The sequence below is a fragment of the Micromonospora echinofusca genome, from assembly GCF_900091445.1.
GTDB classification, from domain to species: domain Bacteria; phylum Actinomycetota; class Actinomycetes; order Mycobacteriales; family Micromonosporaceae; genus Micromonospora; species Micromonospora echinofusca.
This window is the reverse complement of record NZ_LT607733.1, coordinates 1,332,874-1,350,141: the sequence shown is the minus strand read 5'-3', so window position 1 is coordinate 1,350,141 and position 17,268 is coordinate 1,332,874. Positions and strand designations below refer to the sequence as shown.

General features: G+C 69.1%; 18 protein-coding genes. 10 read left to right on the top strand and 8 right to left on the bottom strand.

The window, feature by feature from the left end:
* Nucleotides 1-251 precede the first annotated feature (251 nt).
* Nucleotides 252-1,172, top strand: a complete 921-nt coding sequence (locus tag GA0070610_RS06250; RefSeq protein WP_088999137.1) for an LLM class flavin-dependent oxidoreductase — start codon at nt 252-254, stop codon at nt 1,170-1,172.
* A gap of 20 nt (nt 1,173-1,192) precedes the next feature.
* Here the strand turns inward: GA0070610_RS06250 and GA0070610_RS06245 are convergent, their stop codons facing one another.
* Nucleotides 1,193-1,624 carry an RloB family protein gene (locus GA0070610_RS06245; RefSeq protein ID WP_157747055.1) on the bottom strand — a complete coding sequence of 144 codons (432 nt, stop codon included), beginning with the start codon at nt 1,622-1,624 and terminating at the stop codon, nt 1,193-1,195.
* A 65-nt stretch (nt 1,625-1,689) separates the two neighbouring features.
* Entirely contained in the window at nt 1,690-1,869 is a 180-nt protein-coding gene (locus GA0070610_RS06240) for a hypothetical protein (RefSeq protein WP_088999135.1), read from the bottom strand.
* A gap of 110 nt (nt 1,870-1,979) precedes the next feature.
* On the opposite strand from GA0070610_RS06240, the gene GA0070610_RS06235 reads away from it, so the two are divergent.
* Together GA0070610_RS06235 and GA0070610_RS06230 are read left to right on the top strand one after the other, a co-directional pair.
* Nucleotides 1,980-3,518 (top strand): type I restriction-modification system subunit M, encoded by a 1,539-nt coding sequence (locus GA0070610_RS06235; protein ID WP_088999134.1) that lies wholly within the window; start codon nt 1,980-1,982, stop codon nt 3,516-3,518.
* Nucleotides 3,515-4,663 carry a restriction endonuclease subunit S gene (locus GA0070610_RS06230; protein WP_088999133.1) on the top strand — a complete coding sequence of 383 codons (1,149 nt, stop codon included), beginning with the start codon at nt 3,515-3,517 and terminating at the stop codon, nt 4,661-4,663. The genes GA0070610_RS06235 and GA0070610_RS06230 overlap by 4 nt, the downstream gene beginning before the upstream one ends.
* Before the next feature lie 194 nt (nt 4,664-4,857).
* Here the strand turns inward: GA0070610_RS06230 and GA0070610_RS06225 are convergent, their stop codons facing one another.
* Both GA0070610_RS06225 and GA0070610_RS06220 read right to left on the bottom strand, forming a co-directional pair.
* On the bottom strand, nt 4,858-5,049 hold the full coding sequence (locus GA0070610_RS06225; protein ID WP_088999132.1) for a DUF397 domain-containing protein: 192 nt from the start codon (nt 5,047-5,049) through the stop codon (nt 4,858-4,860).
* Nucleotides 5,040-5,804 (bottom strand): DUF5753 domain-containing protein, encoded by a 765-nt coding sequence (locus GA0070610_RS06220; RefSeq protein WP_088999131.1) that lies wholly within the window; start codon nt 5,802-5,804, stop codon nt 5,040-5,042. Before GA0070610_RS06220 ends, GA0070610_RS06225 begins: the two co-directional genes overlap by 10 nt.
* 207 nt (nt 5,805-6,011) lie before the next feature.
* Here GA0070610_RS06220 and GA0070610_RS06215 point away from each other — a divergent pair, with 207 nt between their 5' ends.
* From GA0070610_RS06215 to GA0070610_RS06205, 3 genes are read left to right on the top strand one after another with little or no spacing between them, the layout of a single operon-like run.
* Complete coding sequence (locus GA0070610_RS06215; protein ID WP_088999130.1) at nt 6,012-6,194, top strand: hypothetical protein; 183 nt, start codon at nt 6,012-6,014, stop codon at nt 6,192-6,194.
* Nucleotides 6,191-6,487 (top strand): hypothetical protein, encoded by a 297-nt coding sequence (locus GA0070610_RS06210; protein WP_197697799.1) that lies wholly within the window; start codon nt 6,191-6,193, stop codon nt 6,485-6,487. The genes GA0070610_RS06215 and GA0070610_RS06210 overlap by 4 nt, the downstream gene beginning before the upstream one ends.
* Nucleotides 6,484-6,732, top strand: coding sequence for a flavin reductase (locus GA0070610_RS06205; protein WP_088999129.1), 249 nt, complete (start codon nt 6,484-6,486; stop codon nt 6,730-6,732). The genes GA0070610_RS06210 and GA0070610_RS06205 overlap by 4 nt, the downstream gene beginning before the upstream one ends.
* A 124-nt stretch (nt 6,733-6,856) precedes the next feature.
* Here the strand turns inward: GA0070610_RS06205 and GA0070610_RS06200 are convergent, their stop codons facing one another.
* The 3 genes from GA0070610_RS06200 to GA0070610_RS06190 all read right to left on the bottom strand — a co-directional run bounded on the left by GA0070610_RS06200 (nt 6,857) and on the right by GA0070610_RS06190 (nt 8,435).
* Nucleotides 6,857-7,309 (bottom strand): SitI3 family protein, encoded by a 453-nt coding sequence (locus GA0070610_RS06200; RefSeq protein WP_088999128.1) that lies wholly within the window; start codon nt 7,307-7,309, stop codon nt 6,857-6,859.
* A gap of 11 nt (nt 7,310-7,320) precedes the next feature.
* The gene (locus tag GA0070610_RS06195) at nt 7,321-7,731 is read right to left on the bottom strand and encodes a CdiA C-terminal domain-containing protein (protein WP_088999127.1); all 411 of its coding nucleotides are present in this window, start codon (nt 7,729-7,731) and stop codon (nt 7,321-7,323) included.
* A 176-nt stretch (nt 7,732-7,907) separates the two neighbouring features.
* Complete coding sequence (locus GA0070610_RS06190; protein ID WP_089003309.1) at nt 7,908-8,435, bottom strand: DUF6244 family protein; 528 nt, start codon at nt 8,433-8,435, stop codon at nt 7,908-7,910.
* A 359-nt stretch (nt 8,436-8,794) separates the two neighbouring features.
* Between GA0070610_RS06190 and GA0070610_RS06185 the strand changes: the two genes are divergently transcribed.
* The 3 genes from GA0070610_RS06185 to GA0070610_RS06175 all read left to right on the top strand — a co-directional run bounded on the left by GA0070610_RS06185 (nt 8,795) and on the right by GA0070610_RS06175 (nt 13,883).
* A complete protein-coding gene (locus tag GA0070610_RS06185; protein WP_088999126.1) occupies nt 8,795-12,208 on the top strand; it encodes a DEAD/DEAH box helicase family protein in 3,414 nt (1,137 codons plus the stop codon).
* Nucleotides 12,209-12,356: 148 nt separating this feature from the next.
* Entirely contained in the window at nt 12,357-12,872 is a 516-nt protein-coding gene (locus GA0070610_RS06180) for a M23 family metallopeptidase (RefSeq protein ID WP_089003308.1), read from the top strand.
* 108 nt (nt 12,873-12,980) lie between these two features.
* Nucleotides 12,981-13,883 (top strand): TIGR01777 family oxidoreductase, encoded by a 903-nt coding sequence (locus tag GA0070610_RS06175; protein ID WP_088999125.1) that lies wholly within the window; start codon nt 12,981-12,983, stop codon nt 13,881-13,883.
* 80 nt (nt 13,884-13,963) lie between these two features.
* Here the strand turns inward: GA0070610_RS06175 and GA0070610_RS06170 are convergent, their stop codons facing one another.
* Nucleotides 13,964-15,223 (bottom strand): extracellular catalytic domain type 1 short-chain-length polyhydroxyalkanoate depolymerase, encoded by a 1,260-nt coding sequence (locus tag GA0070610_RS06170; RefSeq protein ID WP_088999124.1) that lies wholly within the window; start codon nt 15,221-15,223, stop codon nt 13,964-13,966.
* A gap of 162 nt (nt 15,224-15,385) precedes the next feature.
* On the opposite strand from GA0070610_RS06170, the gene GA0070610_RS06165 reads away from it, so the two are divergent.
* On the top strand, nt 15,386-17,206 hold the full coding sequence (locus tag GA0070610_RS06165; RefSeq protein ID WP_088999123.1) for a DUF2079 domain-containing protein: 1,821 nt from the start codon (nt 15,386-15,388) through the stop codon (nt 17,204-17,206).
* Nucleotides 17,207-17,268 lie beyond the last annotated feature (62 nt).

Below are 17,268 nucleotides of genomic sequence, written 5' to 3'. Positions count from 1 at the left end.
TAGCACCTCGGCGCGGAAGCTGTAGAACCACTGCCGCCGGAAACAGCTGATACCTGTGTGGCATAAAAATACCTCTGTGGTATTGGACCAAGCGGGCAACACCACCGGCCATCGAGGTCCGGCGCCGCATCATCGCCGCCTGCCGGCGTAGGTCACCGCCCGCGCGTCCGGCCACGACGAAGCGGTCTGCCGGTAGCAGAATCATCCCCGTCGGGCTTGGTCGGTCGGGCTGTGCCCGGCAGGGTGGGCCCATGGCGACCTTCACCCTCCAGGCGACCCCGTCCGACGGCCCGAGCTGGCTGGAGCTGGCCCGGCGCACCGAGGCGGCCGGCTTCGACGCCCTGTCCACCGCCGACCATCCCGGGGCGGCCGCGTCCCCGTTCGTCGCCCTGGCCGCCGCCGCGGCGGTGACCGAGCGGATCGGCCTGGGCTCGTACGTCTCGAACGCCGGCGTCCGGGAGCCGATGCTGCTCGCCTCGGACGTGGCCTCCCTCGACCTGCTCTCCGGCGGGCGGGCCCGGTTCGGCCTCGGCGCCGGCCACACCCCGGCCGAGTGGCGCGCGATCGGCCGGGAGCGCCCCGACGTCGCCGGGCGGGTGCGCCGCTGCCTGGCCGTGGCGGACGCCGTCCGCGCCCTGCTCGACGGCGAAGAGGTCACCGTCGACTCCCCCGACCTGGCGCTTCGGGGCGCGCGGCTGGAAAAGCCGCGACCGGTGCAGCGGCGGATCCCGTTCACCCTCGGCACGGCGAACTCCGCGATGCTGCGCTGGGCCGGCGCGCACGCCGACGTGGTCGGGCTGTCCGGGCTCGGCCGCACCCTGCCCGACGGCTACGCGCACACGGTGCGCTGGCGCGAGGCCGACATCGACAGGCAGCTCGACTGCGTCGCGGCCGGGGCGGCCGGGCGGGCCGAGCCGCCGGTGCTGGAGGCGCTCGTGCAGCACGTGGCCGTCACCGACGACGCCGAGGCCGCCGCCGCGCCCACGGCGGCCGACGTCGGGCTGACCGTCGCCGAGCTGCTCGCGACGCCGTTCGTGCTCATCGGCACCGAGGACGAGATCGTCGCCGCGATCGCCGGGCACCGGCGCCGCTGGGGCGTCACCCGCTTCGTCGTACGCGAGGACGCGCTCGACCCGCTCACGCCCGTGCTGGCCCGCCTCGCCACCTCCTGAGCGGCGCAACCGGCCGACTCTCAGTACGAAACGATCCCGAGATCCTCGACGAACTGCCAGACGTCGGTGTATGGATCGCGTCGGCTGAGCGGCGTGTGGTCGTCGTGCTGCTCGTTGATCTGAAGGGCACGCTTCTTCGCTTCCAGTCGGGCACGGCTGATCGCCTGGTCGACCCCCTCGTGCTGGTCTCGGTCGAAGATGCACCACACGACCGGGGCGAACTCGTCCGACACGCCGCCAGCCTGCCGTTTCAGGTCGGCGAGCCACGCGATCGCCGCCTCCACCAGCTCTCTGGGCTTGCGATCCCCGCGACCGTCGCCGCTGCCGCGTCTTCCTCCGTCCCGCCGCGTGTCCTTGAAGATGTGGACCTCGTTGCGCCGCACCGGCTGCATGTCCTTGACCAGGTCCACGTACTGCGGCTCGGTGAGTTCACCCTCGGTGAAGACCCACACGTCCCGCCGTCGCCGGTTCTCGCGGGACCGACACTCGAAGGAATCCCGACCACGGGCCCTGCTCATCAGGCGGCCCCTCTGGTTGCCCGCAGCACACGGAGTCTCCGGCCGATCTGCCCTTCGGTGAGGGCGGGCACCGCCCCGAATCGACCGGCAAGATACGACTGGGCGAGATCCTCAGCGGAACGGGGCTCCGCGTCCGCCAGCGCGAACAGCTCGCTCGCGCCGGCCTTGTCCTTCTCCACGAAGCGACGCGTCTTCCCGCGACTCGGCAGCGACGCCGCTGCGGGCCCACTCCTCGCGTACCCTTCGATGGTCAACTGGGCATGGCCAACGGCGTGGGGACCGAAGCTACGTGATCACTGGTGAGTTGAAGAGCAGGATCGACCGCATCTGGGACGCCTTCTGGTCGGGTGGGATCTCCAACCCGCTGGAGGTGATCGAGCAGATCACCTACCTGCTGTTCATCAAGCGCCTGGACGACCTGCACACCCTTGAAGAGAGCAAGGCCGCACGCACCGGCAAGCCGATGACGCGCCGGATCTTCCCCGAGGGTTGCGACGACCAGTGGCGCAAGTACGACGACCTACGCTGGTCGCGCTTCAGGAGCGCCGAGCCGAAGCAGATGTACGAGACTGTCGGCGAGCGGGTCTTCCCGTTCCTGCGCACGCTCGGCGGCGACGGGTCGACCTACTCCGGCCACATGAAGGACGCCCGGTTCACCATCCCCAACCCGGCGCTGCTGTCGCGGGTCGTCGACATGCTCGACGGCATCCCGATGGAGGATCGGGACACCAAGGGCGACCTCTACGAATACATGCTCAGCAAGATCGCCACGGCCGGCCACAACGGACAGTTCCGCACCTCGCGGCACATCATCCAGCTCATGGTCGAGATGACCAAGCCGACGCCCAGGGACGAGATCTGCGACCCGGCCTGCGGCACCGCGGGCTTCCTGGTCGAGGCCGGAGAGTACGTCCGCGACCACTACCCGGACGCCCTGCACGATGCGGAACTGCGGGAGCACTTCCACAAGCGCATGTTCCACGGCTTCGACTTCGACGGCACCATGCTGCGCATCGGCAGCATGAACATGCTGCTGCACGGCGTCGAGAACCCGGACATCCGCTATCGCGACTCCCTCGCCGAGAGCGTCAGCGGCGAGTCGGAGAAGTATTCCCTGATCCTCGCCAACCCGCCCTTTGCCGGCAGCCTCGACTACGAGAGCACGTCGAAGGACCTCCAGCGGGTCGTCAAGACCAAGAAGACCGAGCTGCTCTTCCTCGCGCTCTTCCTGCGGCTACTCAAGCCCGGCGGCCGGGCGGCGGTCATCGTGCCGGACGGCGTGCTCTTCGGCTCCACCAAGGCCCACAAGGAGCTGCGCCGGATCTTGGTCGAGGAGCAGAAGCTCGACGGCGTGGTGAAGCTGCCGAGCGGCACGTTCAAGCCGTACTCAGGGGTGTCGACGGCGATCCTGCTGTTCACCAAGACCGACAGCGGCGGCACCGACAACGTCTGGTTCTACGACGTGAGGGCCGACGGCTGGAGCCTCGACGACAAGCGCACGCCGCTGCTGCCGACCGAGAAGCTCGGGCCGGCACCCGAGGTGACGCTGACTGAGGGCGAGCGCGCCAAGAACAACCTGCCCGACGCGCTGGCCCGCTGGTTCCGGCGCGACGACGACGAGTTGCAGCGGGCGCGCACCGAGCAGAGCTTCTGCGTCCCCAAGGCCGACATCGTCGAACAGGGCTACGACCTCAGCCTCAACCGCTACAAGGAAGTCGTCCACGAGGAGACCGAACACCGTCCACCGCTGGAAATCCTCGCAGACCTGGAACGCCTGGAATCCGAAATCCAGCAGGGCATGTCTGACCTAAAGGCGATGCTGGGATGAGCGATTGGAAGCAAGTCGCACTTGGCGAGGTTGCCACGATCGCGAGAAAAACGGTCGAACCCAAGGACATCTCCGACGATACTACTTACGTCGGCCTCGAAAATATTGCCCGCGGCGGCACATTCGTTAACGTTGGAACCGTAGGTGAAGCTGCCCTTGCGAGCACAAAATTCCGCTTCACGAGTGAACAGATTCTCTTCGGCAAACTGCGGCCCTACCTTGCGAAGATTGCTCGCCCCTCCTTCAGCGGCGTCTGCAGTACCGACATCCTTCCAATTTCGCCCGGCAATCAACTGGACCGCGGGTACCTTGCCCACTTTCTAATCCAGCCGAAGGTTGTTGAGATGGCCTCATCGAGAGCTACAGGAGCGAACCTTCCTCGACTGAGCCCTGCCGAACTCGCCAAGTTCACACTGCCACTACCGCCGCTCGACGAGCAGCGGAGGATAGCGGAGGTGCTGGACCGGACGGACGAGCTACTCGCCAAGCGCCGCGAAGCCCTCGCCCACCTCGACGACCTCATCCAATGCACATTCCTCGACTTGTTCGGCAACCCTGCCACAAATCGCAAAAATCATCCCTTGGCGCCGCTCGGGAGCCTGGGCCAGTGGAGAAGCGGGGGGACGCCTCCTCGAAGCAAGAGGGAGTACTTCGAGGGGAACGTCCCATGGTTCTCATCCGGTGAACTCGGCGAGATGCTGGTGTCGCGGAGCAACGAGTCAATCTCGCTGACAGCCCTCGCTGAAACCGCCGCAAAGAAGGTCTCGCGAGGATCCATCATGGTCGGAATGTATGACACCGCAGCCCTAAAGACGAGCATCGCCGACATTGACTGCTCGTGCAACCAGGCGATAGCGTTTGCATCAATAAACCCGGAATTGGCGGACACGATCTACATCTACTTTGCACTGAGAACCGGAAGAGACCACTTCCGACGACTACAGCGCGGCGCCCGCCAAAAGAACTTGAATATCGGAATGATTCGTGAAATAGCCATTCCGCTGCCCCCGATGAGGCTACAGAAGGAGTTCCGCGAGCGAGTTGTGAATACCGAGCGACTCAAGGAAGGCCACCGGCAAAGCTTGGCGGAGCTGGACGCCTTGTTCGCGTCCTTGCAGGAGCGAGCCTTTCGGGGCGCACTATGATTGGGTGGCTCAGTGGTAGGTAAGAATTTTCGCTTTCCCTACCGCCCCGAATACACAAGTGCGAACATCTGAAAGACACCTTGGTGATCGCGCCGCGTGATTCGGTCACCCGAGCGCTTCAGTCGGCACTTCGTTCGCACGTAGAACTGCCTGCCTCAATACCGGCGCGGGCAGTTCTATCTATCTCTAGTCGGTCAGCCACGCCCGGCGGCGCGGGCGACGAACGCCTGCCAGGCAACCGGTGTGAAGACCAGCTCCGGGCCGGTCGGGTCCTTCGAGTCCCGGACACCCACAACACCGGGCAGGTTGTCGGCGACCTCCACGCACGCGCCGCCGTTGTTGCCGCTCTTCGTGCTCTTGCGCCACTGCGCGCCGGTCAGGTCCATGATCTTGCCGCTTCCCTGAGCATCTCTAGGGACTGCGTCCGCGAGAGGGCTTCCCCGCGGATGCGTTCCCACCGTCGATTGAGCGTAGCAACTTCCGCAGCAGCCTCGATGATTTGCGCCTTCGCCTGACCATCCACGTGAGCGACCGTCGCCCCGCTGTCCAGCTCAGCGAGGATGAACGGCCCACCCAGCCCGGGATACATCCCCACCGTGGCCGGGACGATGTGCACCGACACCGCTGGCAGCTCCGCGCAGGTCGCCAGGTGTGCGCACTGCTCGCGCATCAACTCTCGGTCTCCGTACACGGGACGGCGAAGAACCAGCTCGTCTATGACCGCGATCAGCAGTGGGACCTCGCGACGGAGGACTGCTTGGCGCTGCATTCGCGCTGACACGAGATCGTTGACCTCCTCGGCCGTCAGCGTCTCTCCGGCCATGGTTGCGCGGGCGTACGCCTCCGTCTGGAGCAGGCCCGGAACCCACGCCAGCTCGAACCAGCGCAGCGCGATCGCCTCGCGTTCGATGTCTGCCCATGGTCGGAACCAGGCCGGCTCTCGGCGCTTCAGAACGTCCGGCCAGAGTTCCCCAACCTCTTTACCTAGGATCGCAGCGACCTTGGCGCGGTGCCGCGTCTGTGGAATTCGTCCCCGGCTTGCCCACTTCGCCGCCGTCTTTGGATCGACGCCCACCTGAGCAGCCAAACTGTCGGCAGTCGCACCCGCCTCGGCCATCGCCGCGACAACCGCGTGGTTCATCCTCAGATACCTCCAACCAGGCCCAGGAACGTTCCGAACGTCTACGAGCAATAGTCCTACGTGGTGTAGTCGGCCGGCAACCCTCGGCAAGGTGCTTCATAGACGGCGCGTGCCGGTGGAGGACCCGAGCCCGCCGGTCGCGCTGTCGGGGCCGCCCTCGGGCCAGCAACCAGGGCGGCCCCTTCCAATCCGCGAAGGAGGCCCGCCGTGAACCTGCGCTTCTGGCGCCGCAAGCCCGCCCCGCCCCCGCCGCCTCGGCCGCCCGTCGGGGGCACGAACCTGCCGGCCGCCCTGTTCGCGCCGACCCAGCCGATCCCCACCGTCCAACCCGGCCGCGCGGGGACACTGACTCCGGCACAGCAGTGGCGGGCGAACGGGGGCCGCTGGTGAGCGCCGGTCCGCTGCGCGCCGGGGACGTCGTCCTGCTGACCCGCGAGGCGTCGCCTCAGTTCACCCGGCCGCTGACCGTGCGTGTGATCCGGGAGCTGACCGACCGGCACCCGTACGCCGGCTGGTTCTGGTTCGAGGGCTACGAGCTGAACCGGCGCGGCGCGGCGGTCCAGCAACGCGAGCTGTACGCCCTACGCGCCGGCGTCCGCTGGCTGAGCAGGGCGATCCGCGAGGTGCCGGCTGGCCGCCGCACTCCGGTTCCGCCCGTTCCCGCACGGGCAGGCACCCGGTGAGCCGCCGCAGCCGCGACCACCTGCCGAGCCGGCCCACCTGGCGCTGCTCGGCCTGCGGCATCGCCTGGCCCTGCTCGTCGGCGAAACTCCGTCTCCTGGGCGAGTACCGGGAGAGCCGGACGGCTCTGCTCGTCTACCTGGCGACGCTCCAGGTCGAGGCCGCGCAACAGCTCGCCGAGCTGGACGGCGGCACGCCGCCGGACAACCTCGCCGAGCGCTTCACCGCCTGGGCTCGCGCCCGGTAGCCGTGGGCAGCCACCACGGACGCCTTCAACTCACGCACCCGGGACAACGTTGTCGAATGCCTCATCGGGCCACAGGGCCACATTGTGCTTGCGCAGGGTCCCACCGACCAGGTCAGCACCCCCATCAACCGGTGATGAGGTGCTCCAGGTGGTAGTGATTCCACCAGCTTGTGCGGTGTGTACGGATGACGCCGTTGGTGCGGGTCAGGAGGAGGTAGTTGCCATCCTGGATCAGGGCCGCGTCCTCGTTCCGACCGGCCAGCACTCTGGCCACCGTCGTCACCATGTTGGGGATGCCCTTGTCGACCAGGTCGTCGGCGTGCATGGAGAAGGTGACGTTGACGTACGTCTCGGGTTCCCATTCCCAACGGGAGTCGCCGTCGGTGTCGGCCTCGTAATAGCCGTGCGTGCCGGAGCGGAGGGTGATGGCATAGCCGCGTTGGTCGTACAGGCGGGCGGTGAACAAGCGCCGATCCGACGTCGGTTGTGGCTCCTCGCGGGGATCGATGGCAGTCAGGGCGGCGATCTCGTCGACGGGAGGATCACCGGCCAGGACCAGACGGAACTCGACGGCCATGTCTGCCCCTGTCAGTCGCGCCGGATGATCTGTTGGATCGTACCGTCGGCTTTGACCACGACCAGCTCCTTCAGCCCGTCGATGGGCCAGTCGTCGAACTGGCGCCGCAGAGCCGTCATGTCACCCTTCCAGTCCTTGAGGTGCACCACCACGCGCTGGGTCTGTTCGTCATCCACCTTTTCCCGGACCTGGCTCCAGACATTGCGCACCGACGTACGAGCTGTCGGTGAGTAGCAGTCGAAGACATGACCTTCGACGAGGTAGTCCGGATCCTTGTCAGCGTTGCCGCTGTCGCCGGTGCGAAGGCGGGCGTCACCAACTTCCTGCCGGGTCGGATTCTGGTGTATCCGGTAGCCCCTGCCTGCCACGGTGTCGGCACACTCGTTCTCCAGCTCCAGCGCTCGTCGGGTGCTGGCGTCCACTCTGGGGCCGATCCTGGTACGCGGTCCGGTAGGTCTGCCATTTCTCACTCCGGTGGGTTGCCTGCTCCACGGCGGGAACTCGTCGTGGTTGTCCCGCACCTCATCAGATTCGACAGGCGGCGGCTCGTTACTGGTGGTCGGGGCGGGGCTGGCCGCTGGGCGACGGACAGCCCCGATCAATTTCCCGACGACCCCAGGTGCCGAGCCTGGTTGGTCGCCGCTTCCACGGCCTGCTGGGCGCTGCCACTGCGCTGCACGAGGAGCACCGACACCTGCTTGACGGCATCGAGGGCCCCCAGGAGCGGACCGGGTTGTCCGCCATGCAGGACCACGCTGACGATTTGTCGGGCGTTGTCGACCTGCGCTATTACCGTGGTGGTGGTCTCGCGCGCCCTGGCGACACCCTGCTGGACCGGCGCCAGTCCGGCGACGGTCTCCTGCGGAGTTGCCTGCCGTGGCACGGACGAGGCGGCGCTGTTCGCCTCCCCGACCGCAGTAGCAGCACTACTCAGCCCGGCCTGGATGGTGGAAACGGCGGCGCGTACCCGGGCTATTCCGGCAGCGACCCCGGCGAACCCCGTGCCGGCAGCCCGCACGGCGATCTCCTGGGCCTGGCTGTCAACCGCTGCCGCGAGGCGCTGGGCCCGTTCGACACCCGCTGCCAGGGCGTGCAGTTCACCGGTGATCTCTTCGATGCTCGACACGTACCAGCCATCCCGACCGAGAACGGATTCCGGAGCCTGCAACCTGGGCATTCACCCTGCCCGCCGCAGGACGAAAGGAGCACCGGCCGGGCGCCCCTTTCGTGGTCATTCTGCGCTTTTCAGCTCAGCGCGAGCCGTTCGTCCCCGAAGTCCGCGACGATTTCCACCTTCATAGCAATCGTGTTCCTTGGTTCAGACGTGCATTGTCATCACCACAGCGCAGCACGTACGCGGAGCGGCCCACAAGTCCCCGTAGGCGATCAGTCGGATCCACGACCATCTCGGCGTCCGGGCCGGGAGTGTGCGGCGCTGGCGTGAGAAGATCAGGGGCTGCTGTCGACTGTGGGGGTTGGCGCTACATGAGCAATTTCGTCTTCCTGCGTGCCGAGTGGCCCGACCTGTTCCGGGAAGCCGCCAAGGCCGAGCGGAACACGGTGCTCGATCCGCGTGCCTCCTGCTTCTATGCCCGTCGCACGTTGGAGCACACCCTCACGTGGCTGTTCGAGGCCGACCGCACGCTCGCCTCGCCGTACAAGAAAGACCTGGCGGCGATGATCCACGAGCCGACGCTGCGGCACCTGGTCGGGCCGGCGCTGCACGCCAAGATGGAGATCATCCGCAAACAGGGCAACTGGGCGGTGCACAAGAGCGCCCCGGTCAGGTCGACCGACTCCCTGCCGGTCGTCCGCGAGCTGTTCCACGTCCTCTACTGGGTGGCCCGCCGCTACACCCGCGACCAGTCGCAGGTGCCGCCGAGCGCGCTCGCCTTCGACGAGACGATCATCCCCCGGCCGGCGCACGGCAGCCCGCAGCAGACCAGCCAGGCCGACCTCAAGGCGCTGGCCGACAGGCTCGCCGCCCAGGACGCGACGCTCGCCGCCGAGCGGGCGAAGAACGCCAGCCTCGACGCCGAACTGGCGAAGCTGCGCGCCCAGGTCGCCGCCGCGAAGGCCGCGAACGAGGCCCGGCCCGACGACCACGACTACGACGAGGCGCAGACCCGCGATCTCTTCGTCGACGTGCTCCTCAAGGAGGCCGGCTGGGCGCTAGACCAGCCGCGTGACCGGGAGTTCCCGGTGACCGGCATGCCCAACGGCAGCGGCGCGGGCGTCGTCGACTACGTGCTCTGGGGTGACGACGGCAAACCGCTCGCCGTGGTGGAGGCCAAGCGCGCCCGCCGCGACGCCACCGCGGGCCAGCAGCAGGCCAAGCTCTACGCCGACTGCCTGGAGCAGGCGTACGGGCAGCGCCCGGTGATCTTCTGCACCAACGGCTACGAGCACTGGCTCTGGGACGACACCGCCTACCCGCCCCGCCCCGTGCAGGGCTTCTACACGAAGGCCGAGCTGCACCTGCTCGTGCAGCGGCGGGAGACCCGCCGGCCGCTCGTCGGGGCGGAGATCAACGAGCGGATCGTCGAGCGGCACTACCAGAAGCGGGCCATCGGGGCGGTCGGGGAGGCGTTCGAACTGCACCGGCAGCGCCAGGCCCTGCTGGTCATGGCGACCGGGGCGGGCAAGACGCGCACGGTCATCGCCCTCGTCGAGCAGCTCATGCGGGCCAACTGGGTCAAGCGGGTGCTCTTCCTCGCCGACCGCACCGCCCTGGTCAAGCAGGCCGTCAACGCCTTCAAGGCGCACCTGCCCGAGGTGGCCACGGTCAACCTGGTCACCGAGAGGAACACAGACGGCCGGGTGTACGTGTCGACGTACCCGACCATGATGGGCCTGATCGACGAGACCGTGGGTGGCGTGCGGCGCTTCGGCCCCGGCTACTTCGACCTGGTCGTCATCGACGAGGCGCACCGCTCGGTCTACCAGAAGTACCGGGCGATCTTCTCCTGGTTCGACGCGCTGCTGGTCGGCCTCACCGCGACCCCGCGCAACGAGATCGACCGCAACACCTACAGCCTCTTCCGCCTGGAGGACGGTGTGCCCACCGATCACTACGACCTGGACGAGGCGGTCGAGGAGAAATATCTGGTGCCGCCGCGCGCGGTGTCCGTGCCGCTGAAGTTCCAGTGGGACGGCATCCGCTACGACGACCTCAGCGAGGACGACAAGGAACGGTGGGACGCCCTGGACTGGGGCGAGGACGGTCCGCCGGACGGGGTCGACCCGGACGGGGTCAACAAGTGGCTGTTCAACACCGACACGGTTGACAAGATGTTGCAGACCCTGATGACCCACGGGCACAAGGTCGCCGGCGGGGACCGGCTCGGCAAGACGATCATCTTCGCCAAGAACAAGGACCACGCCAACTTCATCCGGGACCGCTTCGACCTCGCCTACCCCTACCTGGCGGGTCACTTCGCCCAGGTCATCACCCACCAGGTCGACTACGCCCAGCAGCTCATCGACGACTTCTCCGTCAAGGAAAAGGCCCCGCACATCGCGATCTCGGTGGACATGCTCGACACCGGCATCGACGTGCCCGAGGTCGTCAACCTGGTCTTCTTCAAGGTCGTACGGTCCAAGTCGAAGTTCTGGCAGATGATCGGCCGCGGCACCCGCCTCTGTCCCGACCTGTACGGGCCGGGCCAGCACAAGCAGGACTTCTACGTCTTCGACTGCTGCCGCAACTTCGAATACTTCAGCCAGGATGTGCCGGTCACCGAAGGGTCGCTCGGCCAGTCGCTCACCGAGCGGCTGTTCAGGGCGCGACTCGAACTGGTCTACCGGCTCGACCAGCGCCTACCGGCCGACGCCGAGCCCGAGACCGACGGCACCCGCAGTGAGGCCGGCCTACGCTGGGACGTCGCCCACCACCTGCACGAGCGCGTCACCGGCATCAACCCGGAGAACTTCGTCGTACGCCCCAGGCGCCGCGCCGTGCAGTTCTACGTCGACTTCGCCAACTGGCACCGGCTGACGCCGCAGGCGTACGACGAGATCGGGCGCGACCTCGCCGGGCTGCCGAGCGCGGTCAGGGACGACGACGAGACCGCCAAGCGCTTCGACCTGATGATCCTGCGGCTCCAGCTCGGCCAGCTCGACGGCAAACCGGCCGACGAACGGCTGCGCGGGCAGGTGCAGGAGATCGCGTCGGCCCTGCTGGAGCAGACCAGCATCCCGGCGATCCGCGAACAGCAGGAACTCCTGGCCGAGGTGGCCGGCGACGAGTGGTGGCAGGACGTCACCCTGCCGATGCTGGAACGGCTGCGTCGCCGCGTCCGGTCGCTGGTCCGGCTGATCGAACGCTCCCGGCGCACCATCGTCTACACCGACTTCGCCGACCAACTCGGCGAACTGACCGAGGTCACCATCCCGCAGGCGAGGGTCGGCACCGACCATGAGCGGTTCCGGATCAAGGCCCGCGCCTACCTGCGCTCCCACGAGGATCACCTGGCGTTGCAGAAGCTGCGGCGAAACCGGCAGCTCTCCCCCGCCGACCTGGCGGAGCTGGAGCGGATGCTGACCGAGAGCGGCGCCGGTGCCGCCGAGGACGTCGAGCACGCCCGGCAGACGACGGACGGACTCGGGCTGTTCATCCGGTCGCTGGTCGGCCTGGACCGGGCCGCCGCCGTGGAGGCGTTCGACGAGTTCCTCGTCGGGCGGAGCCTCACGAAGAACCAAATGCACTTCATCCACATGGTCATCGGTCACCTGACGCAGAACGGGATGATGGAGATCGACCGGCTCTACGAGTCGCCGTTCACCGAAATCGCCCCGCACGGGCCGGAGTCGCTCTTCGCCTCCGACGACGTGGACCGCATCGTCTCGATCCTCAGGTCCGTGCGCGCCACCGCCGCGCCGACCCACGAGGTGGCATAGCCGCCGGGAGCCAGCGCATCGACGGCAATCGAGGCGGAACGGCACCCTCGCAGCGCGCTGGTGCGCCAAGGTGGGGACGCTTCCGGTCGTCGGAACTTTCTGACATCATCCGGCAGATACATCGAAGGTTATGACCGTGGAGGTCCGGATGCGTATCCGTCTGACGAGTTCCCTCAGCGTCGCCCTGCTCGCCACCGCCGCGTTCCTGGTGCCGGCGTCGCCCGCCGCCGCCGCCCCGTCGTTCCGCACGCCTTTCCCGTGCAACCAGACGTGGTCCGGCCAGACCCGCACCACCCACAGCCCGCAGTACGCGATCGACTTCAACCGGACCAACGACCACGGCGATCCGGTCAAGGCCAGCGCCCCGGGCACGGTGGACGTCGTCGCCAACCTCGGCGACACCAGCTACGGCCGGTACGTGCGGATCAACCACGGCAACGGGTACACCACCTACTACGCCCACCTCAGCGGATTCAACGTCTCGGTCGGCCAGTCCGTCGGCTACAGCACCACCATCGGGTACGTGGGCAACAGCGGCGGCTCCTCCGGCTCGCACCTGCACTACGAGCAGCGCCTGAACGGCAGCGACATCAAGGTGCGCTTCAGCGGCAACCTGGCGCTCTACTTCGGCACGAAGAACTACACGCGTACCGCCGGCTGCTGATCCGCCCGGACGCGGCGCGACCGCCGGCCGCCCGGTCGGCGGTCGCCCCCTGGGGTGCGCGACCGCCGCAGCGCATCCGATCGGCCCCCCGTGCCCGAAGATGGGAGTATGCGGATCCTCATCGCCGGCGCGTCCGGCTTCCTCGGCACCCGGCTGGTCGACCGGCTCACGGCGGACGGTCACCAGGTCACCCGGCTGGTCCGCCGGCCGCCGCGCACCGCCGACGAGCGGCAGTGGAACCCCTCCGCCGCGCAGCTCGACCCGGCGGTGGTGGCGGAGGCGGACGCGGTCGTCAACCTGGCCGGCGCGGGCGTGGGCGACAAGCGGTGGAACGACGAGTACCGGCAGCTGATCCGGTCCAGCCGGGTCGACACCACCACCACGCTGGCGATCACCATCGCCGGCCTGCCCGAGGTCGACCGGCCGAGGACACTGCTCAACTCCTCGGCGGTCGGCTGGTACGGCAACACCGGCGACCGGACCGTCGAGGAGGACGCCCCGGCGGGCGAGGGCTTCCTGGCCGACGTCTGCCGGGTCTGGGAGGCCGCGACCCGGCCGGCCGAGGACGCGGGCGTACGCGTCGTGCGGCTGCGCATCGGGCTGCCGCTGCACCGCGACGGCGGGCTGCTCAAACCGCAGCTACTGCCGTTCCGGCTGGGCATCGCCGGCCGGCTCGGCAGCGGCCGGCAGTGGCTGCCGTGGATCTCCATGGCGGACTGGCTGGACGCCACCCGGTTCGTCCTCGACCGCGACGACCTGGTGGGGCCGGTCAACCTGGTCGGGCCGGCCCCGGTGACCAACGCCGAGTTCACCCGGGAGCTGGCCCGGCAGCTGCGCCGACCGGCGATCATCCCGATCCCGGCGCTGGCGTTGAAGGTGGTGCTGGGCGGCTTCGCGCACGAGGCGCTGACCAGCACCCGCGTCCTCCCCGGCGTGCTCACGGGAGCCGGCTTCACCTACCGCCACCCCACCCTGGCCACCGCCCTGCACGCGGCCCTCACCGCCCCCTGATCCGGTCGATCATGAAGTTGTCGTCACGCCACTCGGGGCAGGGTGACGACAACTTCATGATCGACGCGCGGTGCGTGGGATCAGCAGCCGATCACCCAGTGGTTGGGGCCGGTCTGCTTGAGGGTGCTGGTGTAGAAGGTGTTGTAGAGGCCCATCCGCTGGTTGGAACCTTTGGCGTAGGCGTAGCCGCCGGAGTGGTAGGCGCGGCCGGCGGTGACGTGCGCGTAGTTGCTGGCGGTCACGCAGGTCGGCGCCGGGGTCGGGCTCGCCGTCGGGGAGGGAATGGGGCTCGCCGTGGGGGAGGGAATGGGGCTCGCCGTGGGGGAAACGGTGGGGCTCGCCGTCGGGGTGGGGTTGGGGCCCGTCCCGCCGTTCAGGCCGAAGAAGACCGCGTCGTGGTACGCCGAGCAGATGGTGTCGAGCAGGTACGCCCCGGCGGTGCCGCACTGCTCGGCCCCGGGACCCGGGTCGACCGGGGTGCCGTGGCCCATGCCGGAGACCCGGTAGACGCGTACGTCGTCGTTGCCGTACACCTCCAGGGCGGTGTTGGCGGGCAGCGACGCGGTGCGGGTGGGGGTCTGCGAGACACCCCGGACGTTGGTCCACTGGTCGCGCAGCTCGGTGGCGTTGGCCGGCACCACCGTGGAGTCCGAGGTGCCGTGCCAGACGGCGACCCGGGGACGCGGGCCCGTGTGCCCGGGATACGCGGCCCGCACGAGGTTGCCCCACTCCTGCGGGGTCTTGTTCACCCCGCTGTACTGGCAGGTGCTGGTGGAGGCGGGCGGGGAGCAGCGGTACGGCAGGCCGGCCACGACCGAGCCGGCGGCGAAGACGTCCGGGTAGGTGGCGAGCATGACCGCGCTCATCCCCCCGCCGGCGGAGAGCCCGCTGACGAAGACCCGGCTGGCGTCGGTGCCGTAGTTGTTCCGGGCGTGGTCGACCATCTGCTTGATCGACAGCGCCTCGCCCGAGCCGCGCGTGATGTCCTGTTCCACGAACCAGTTGAAGCAGCTCAGCGGCTGGTTGGCGCTGGACTGCTGCGGCACGATCAGGGCGAACTTCCACTGGTCGGCGAACTTCTGCCAGCCCGAGTTGGCGAAGTAGCCGGCCGCGTTCTGGGTGCAGCCGTGCAGCAGTACGACGGCCGGGGCTCCCGCCGGCAGGTTGTCGGGCCGGTACGCGTACATGGCGAGGTTGCCGGGGTTGGAGCCGAAGTTGGTGACCTGGGTCAGGGTGGCGGCCTGGGCGGGGGCGGCGACGGCCGTCACCGCGGCGGCGGCGAGGACGGCCCCGGCGACCACGCCGGTCAGCCGGGCGAGCAGGGACGGGGAGCGGCGCACGGGGGCCTCCTGGGGACGGGGTGTGAACTGGGTCACCCGCGAATTGCCGCGACGTTACGTCGATGCGTCGATGTTGTGACATGGGGCACGCTCACACATTCCCGTCCCGAGGGATGTGCGTCCTGACCGGCCTGCCCCGGTGCGGTTGGTAACGTCCGCTGCGTGCCGACCTCCCCGTCCCTGGCGCCTTCGCCGGCCCCGCCGCCCCGCGTCGTCCGCCACCGGCGGGCCGACCTGACCGTGGCGCTGGTCGCGCTGGCGCTCGCCGTCTGGGTGACCAGCGGGCTGTGGCGGGACCCGAACACCCGCACCATCACGGTCAACTCCAGCGACCAGGCGCTCTTCGAGTGGCTGCTGGCCTTCGGCGGCCACGCGGTGACCCACGGCGACAACCCGCTCTTCACCTACCTGGTCAACGTGCCCGACGGGGTGAACCTCGCGGTCAACACCTCGATCACCGTCTACGCGGTGCTCTTCGCGCCGCTGACGTACCTCATCGGGCCGCCGGCCACGTTCCTGGTGATCCTCACCCTCAACCTGGCCGCCACCGCGCTGGCCTGGTACTGGCTGCTCTCCCGGCACCTGCTCCGCAGCCCGCTCGCCGCAGCCGTCGGCGGGCTGTTCATCGGCTTCTCCCCCGGCATGGTCTCGCACGCCAACGCCCACCTGAACTGGACGGCGGGCTGGCTCGTACCGCTGCTGATCTGGCGGACCTTCGCGCTGCGCCGCTCCCGGCACCCGCTGCGCGACGGCGCGATCCTCGGCGCGGTCGTGGCCGTCGCCTTCTCCATCGCCGCCGAGGGGCTCTTCTTCACGGCGCTGGCGCTCGGCGTCTTCGTCGCGGTCTGGGCGCTGCATCCGGCCCACCGCGCCGAGGCCCGCGCGGTGCTGCCGACCTTCCTGCGCGGCCTCGGCGTCACCGCCGTGGTCGCGGGCGTGCTGCTGGCGTACCCGCTGTGGCTGCACTTCGCCGGCCCGCAGCGCTTCCACGGCACCGGCTTCGACGCCGTCATCCACTCCGAGGACGTCGTCGCCTACGCGGCGTACCCGCGCCGCTCGCTGGCCGGGGAGGCGGGGCTGGGCACCCAGCTCGCGCCCAACCCGACCGAGGAGAACTCCTTCTTCGGCATTCCGCTGCTGCTGCTCACCGTCGCCTGCTTCGTGATGCTGTGGCGCCGCGCCGACGCGGGCCGCCGGGCGACGCTCTGGGCGCTGGGCGTGACCGCCGCCGTCTTCACGGTGCTGTCGTTCGGCCCCGTGGCCAAGGTCGACGGGCGGCGCGTCGACCTGCCGATGCCGTTCGACCTGCTCGGGCACCTGCCGGTGGTGAACGCCGCCCTGCCGGCCCGGCTGGCGCTGATCGTGGCGCCGGTGATCGGGGTGCTGCTCGCGTACGCCGTCGAGGAGCTGCGGGCCGATCCGCCCCGGCGCCGCCGGACGCGGCTGGCCTGGTGGGCGGGGTTCGCGCTGGCGCTGCTGCCGCTGGTGCCGACCCCGCTGCTTACCATCGAGCGCGAGCCGATCCCGCGCTTCATCACCGCCGGGACGTGGCGGGAGTACGTCTCCCCCGGCGGGGTGCTGACCCCGGTGCCGCTGACCCTCGACGTCTATCCCGACGGCCAGCGCTGGCAGGCGTACGCCCTGGCGCACCGGCAGGGCGAGTTCGCGATCCCCTCCGGCTTCTTCCTCGGCCCCGGCGGCCCCGACGGCCGGGGACGGATCGGCCCGACGCCGCGCCCGTTCGGCGCGCTGGTGGACCAGGCCGGCCGGAGCGGGCTGGTGCCGATCATCACCGAGGGCAGCGTCCAGGAGGTCCGCGCCGACCTGCGGCACTGGCGCATCGAGACGGTCGTGCTGGCCGACGAGGTGCACGGGGCGAAGTGGCCGGTCGACGAGGAGGCGATCCGGCGTACGGTGACCGCGCTGCTCGGCCCGCCCGAGCGGGTGGACGACGTGTGGCTGTGGCGGGTCCCGCAGGGCTGAACCGGGCCGCCCGGGCCGCCCCGCCGCCGGGTCCTCCTCGTGAGCCGCGTCACCGATGGTGA

Excerpts from the sequence above, each read along its gene's own strand:
- GA0070610_RS06220 (WP_088999131.1), bottom strand. The coding sequence starts at position 5,804 with ATGAACCACGCGGTTGTCGCGGCGATGGCCGAGGCGGGTGCGACTGCC.
- GA0070610_RS06175 (WP_088999125.1), top strand. The coding sequence starts at position 12,981 with ATGCGGATCCTCATCGCCGGCGCGTCCGGCTTCCTCGGCACCCGGCTG.
- GA0070610_RS06200 (WP_088999128.1), bottom strand. The coding sequence starts at position 7,309 with ATGGCCGTCGAGTTCCGTCTGGTCCTGGCCGGTGATCCTCCCGTCGAC.
- GA0070610_RS06230 (WP_088999133.1), top strand. The coding sequence starts at position 3,515 with ATGAGCGATTGGAAGCAAGTCGCACTTGGCGAGGTTGCCACGATCGCG.
- GA0070610_RS06225 (WP_088999132.1), bottom strand. The coding sequence starts at position 5,049 with ATGGACCTGACCGGCGCGCAGTGGCGCAAGAGCACGAAGAGCGGCAAC.
- GA0070610_RS06185 (WP_088999126.1), top strand. The coding sequence starts at position 8,795 with ATGAGCAATTTCGTCTTCCTGCGTGCCGAGTGGCCCGACCTGTTCCGG.
- GA0070610_RS06180 (WP_089003308.1), top strand. The coding sequence starts at position 12,357 with ATGCGTATCCGTCTGACGAGTTCCCTCAGCGTCGCCCTGCTCGCCACC.
- GA0070610_RS06250 (WP_088999137.1), top strand. The coding sequence starts at position 252 with ATGGCGACCTTCACCCTCCAGGCGACCCCGTCCGACGGCCCGAGCTGG.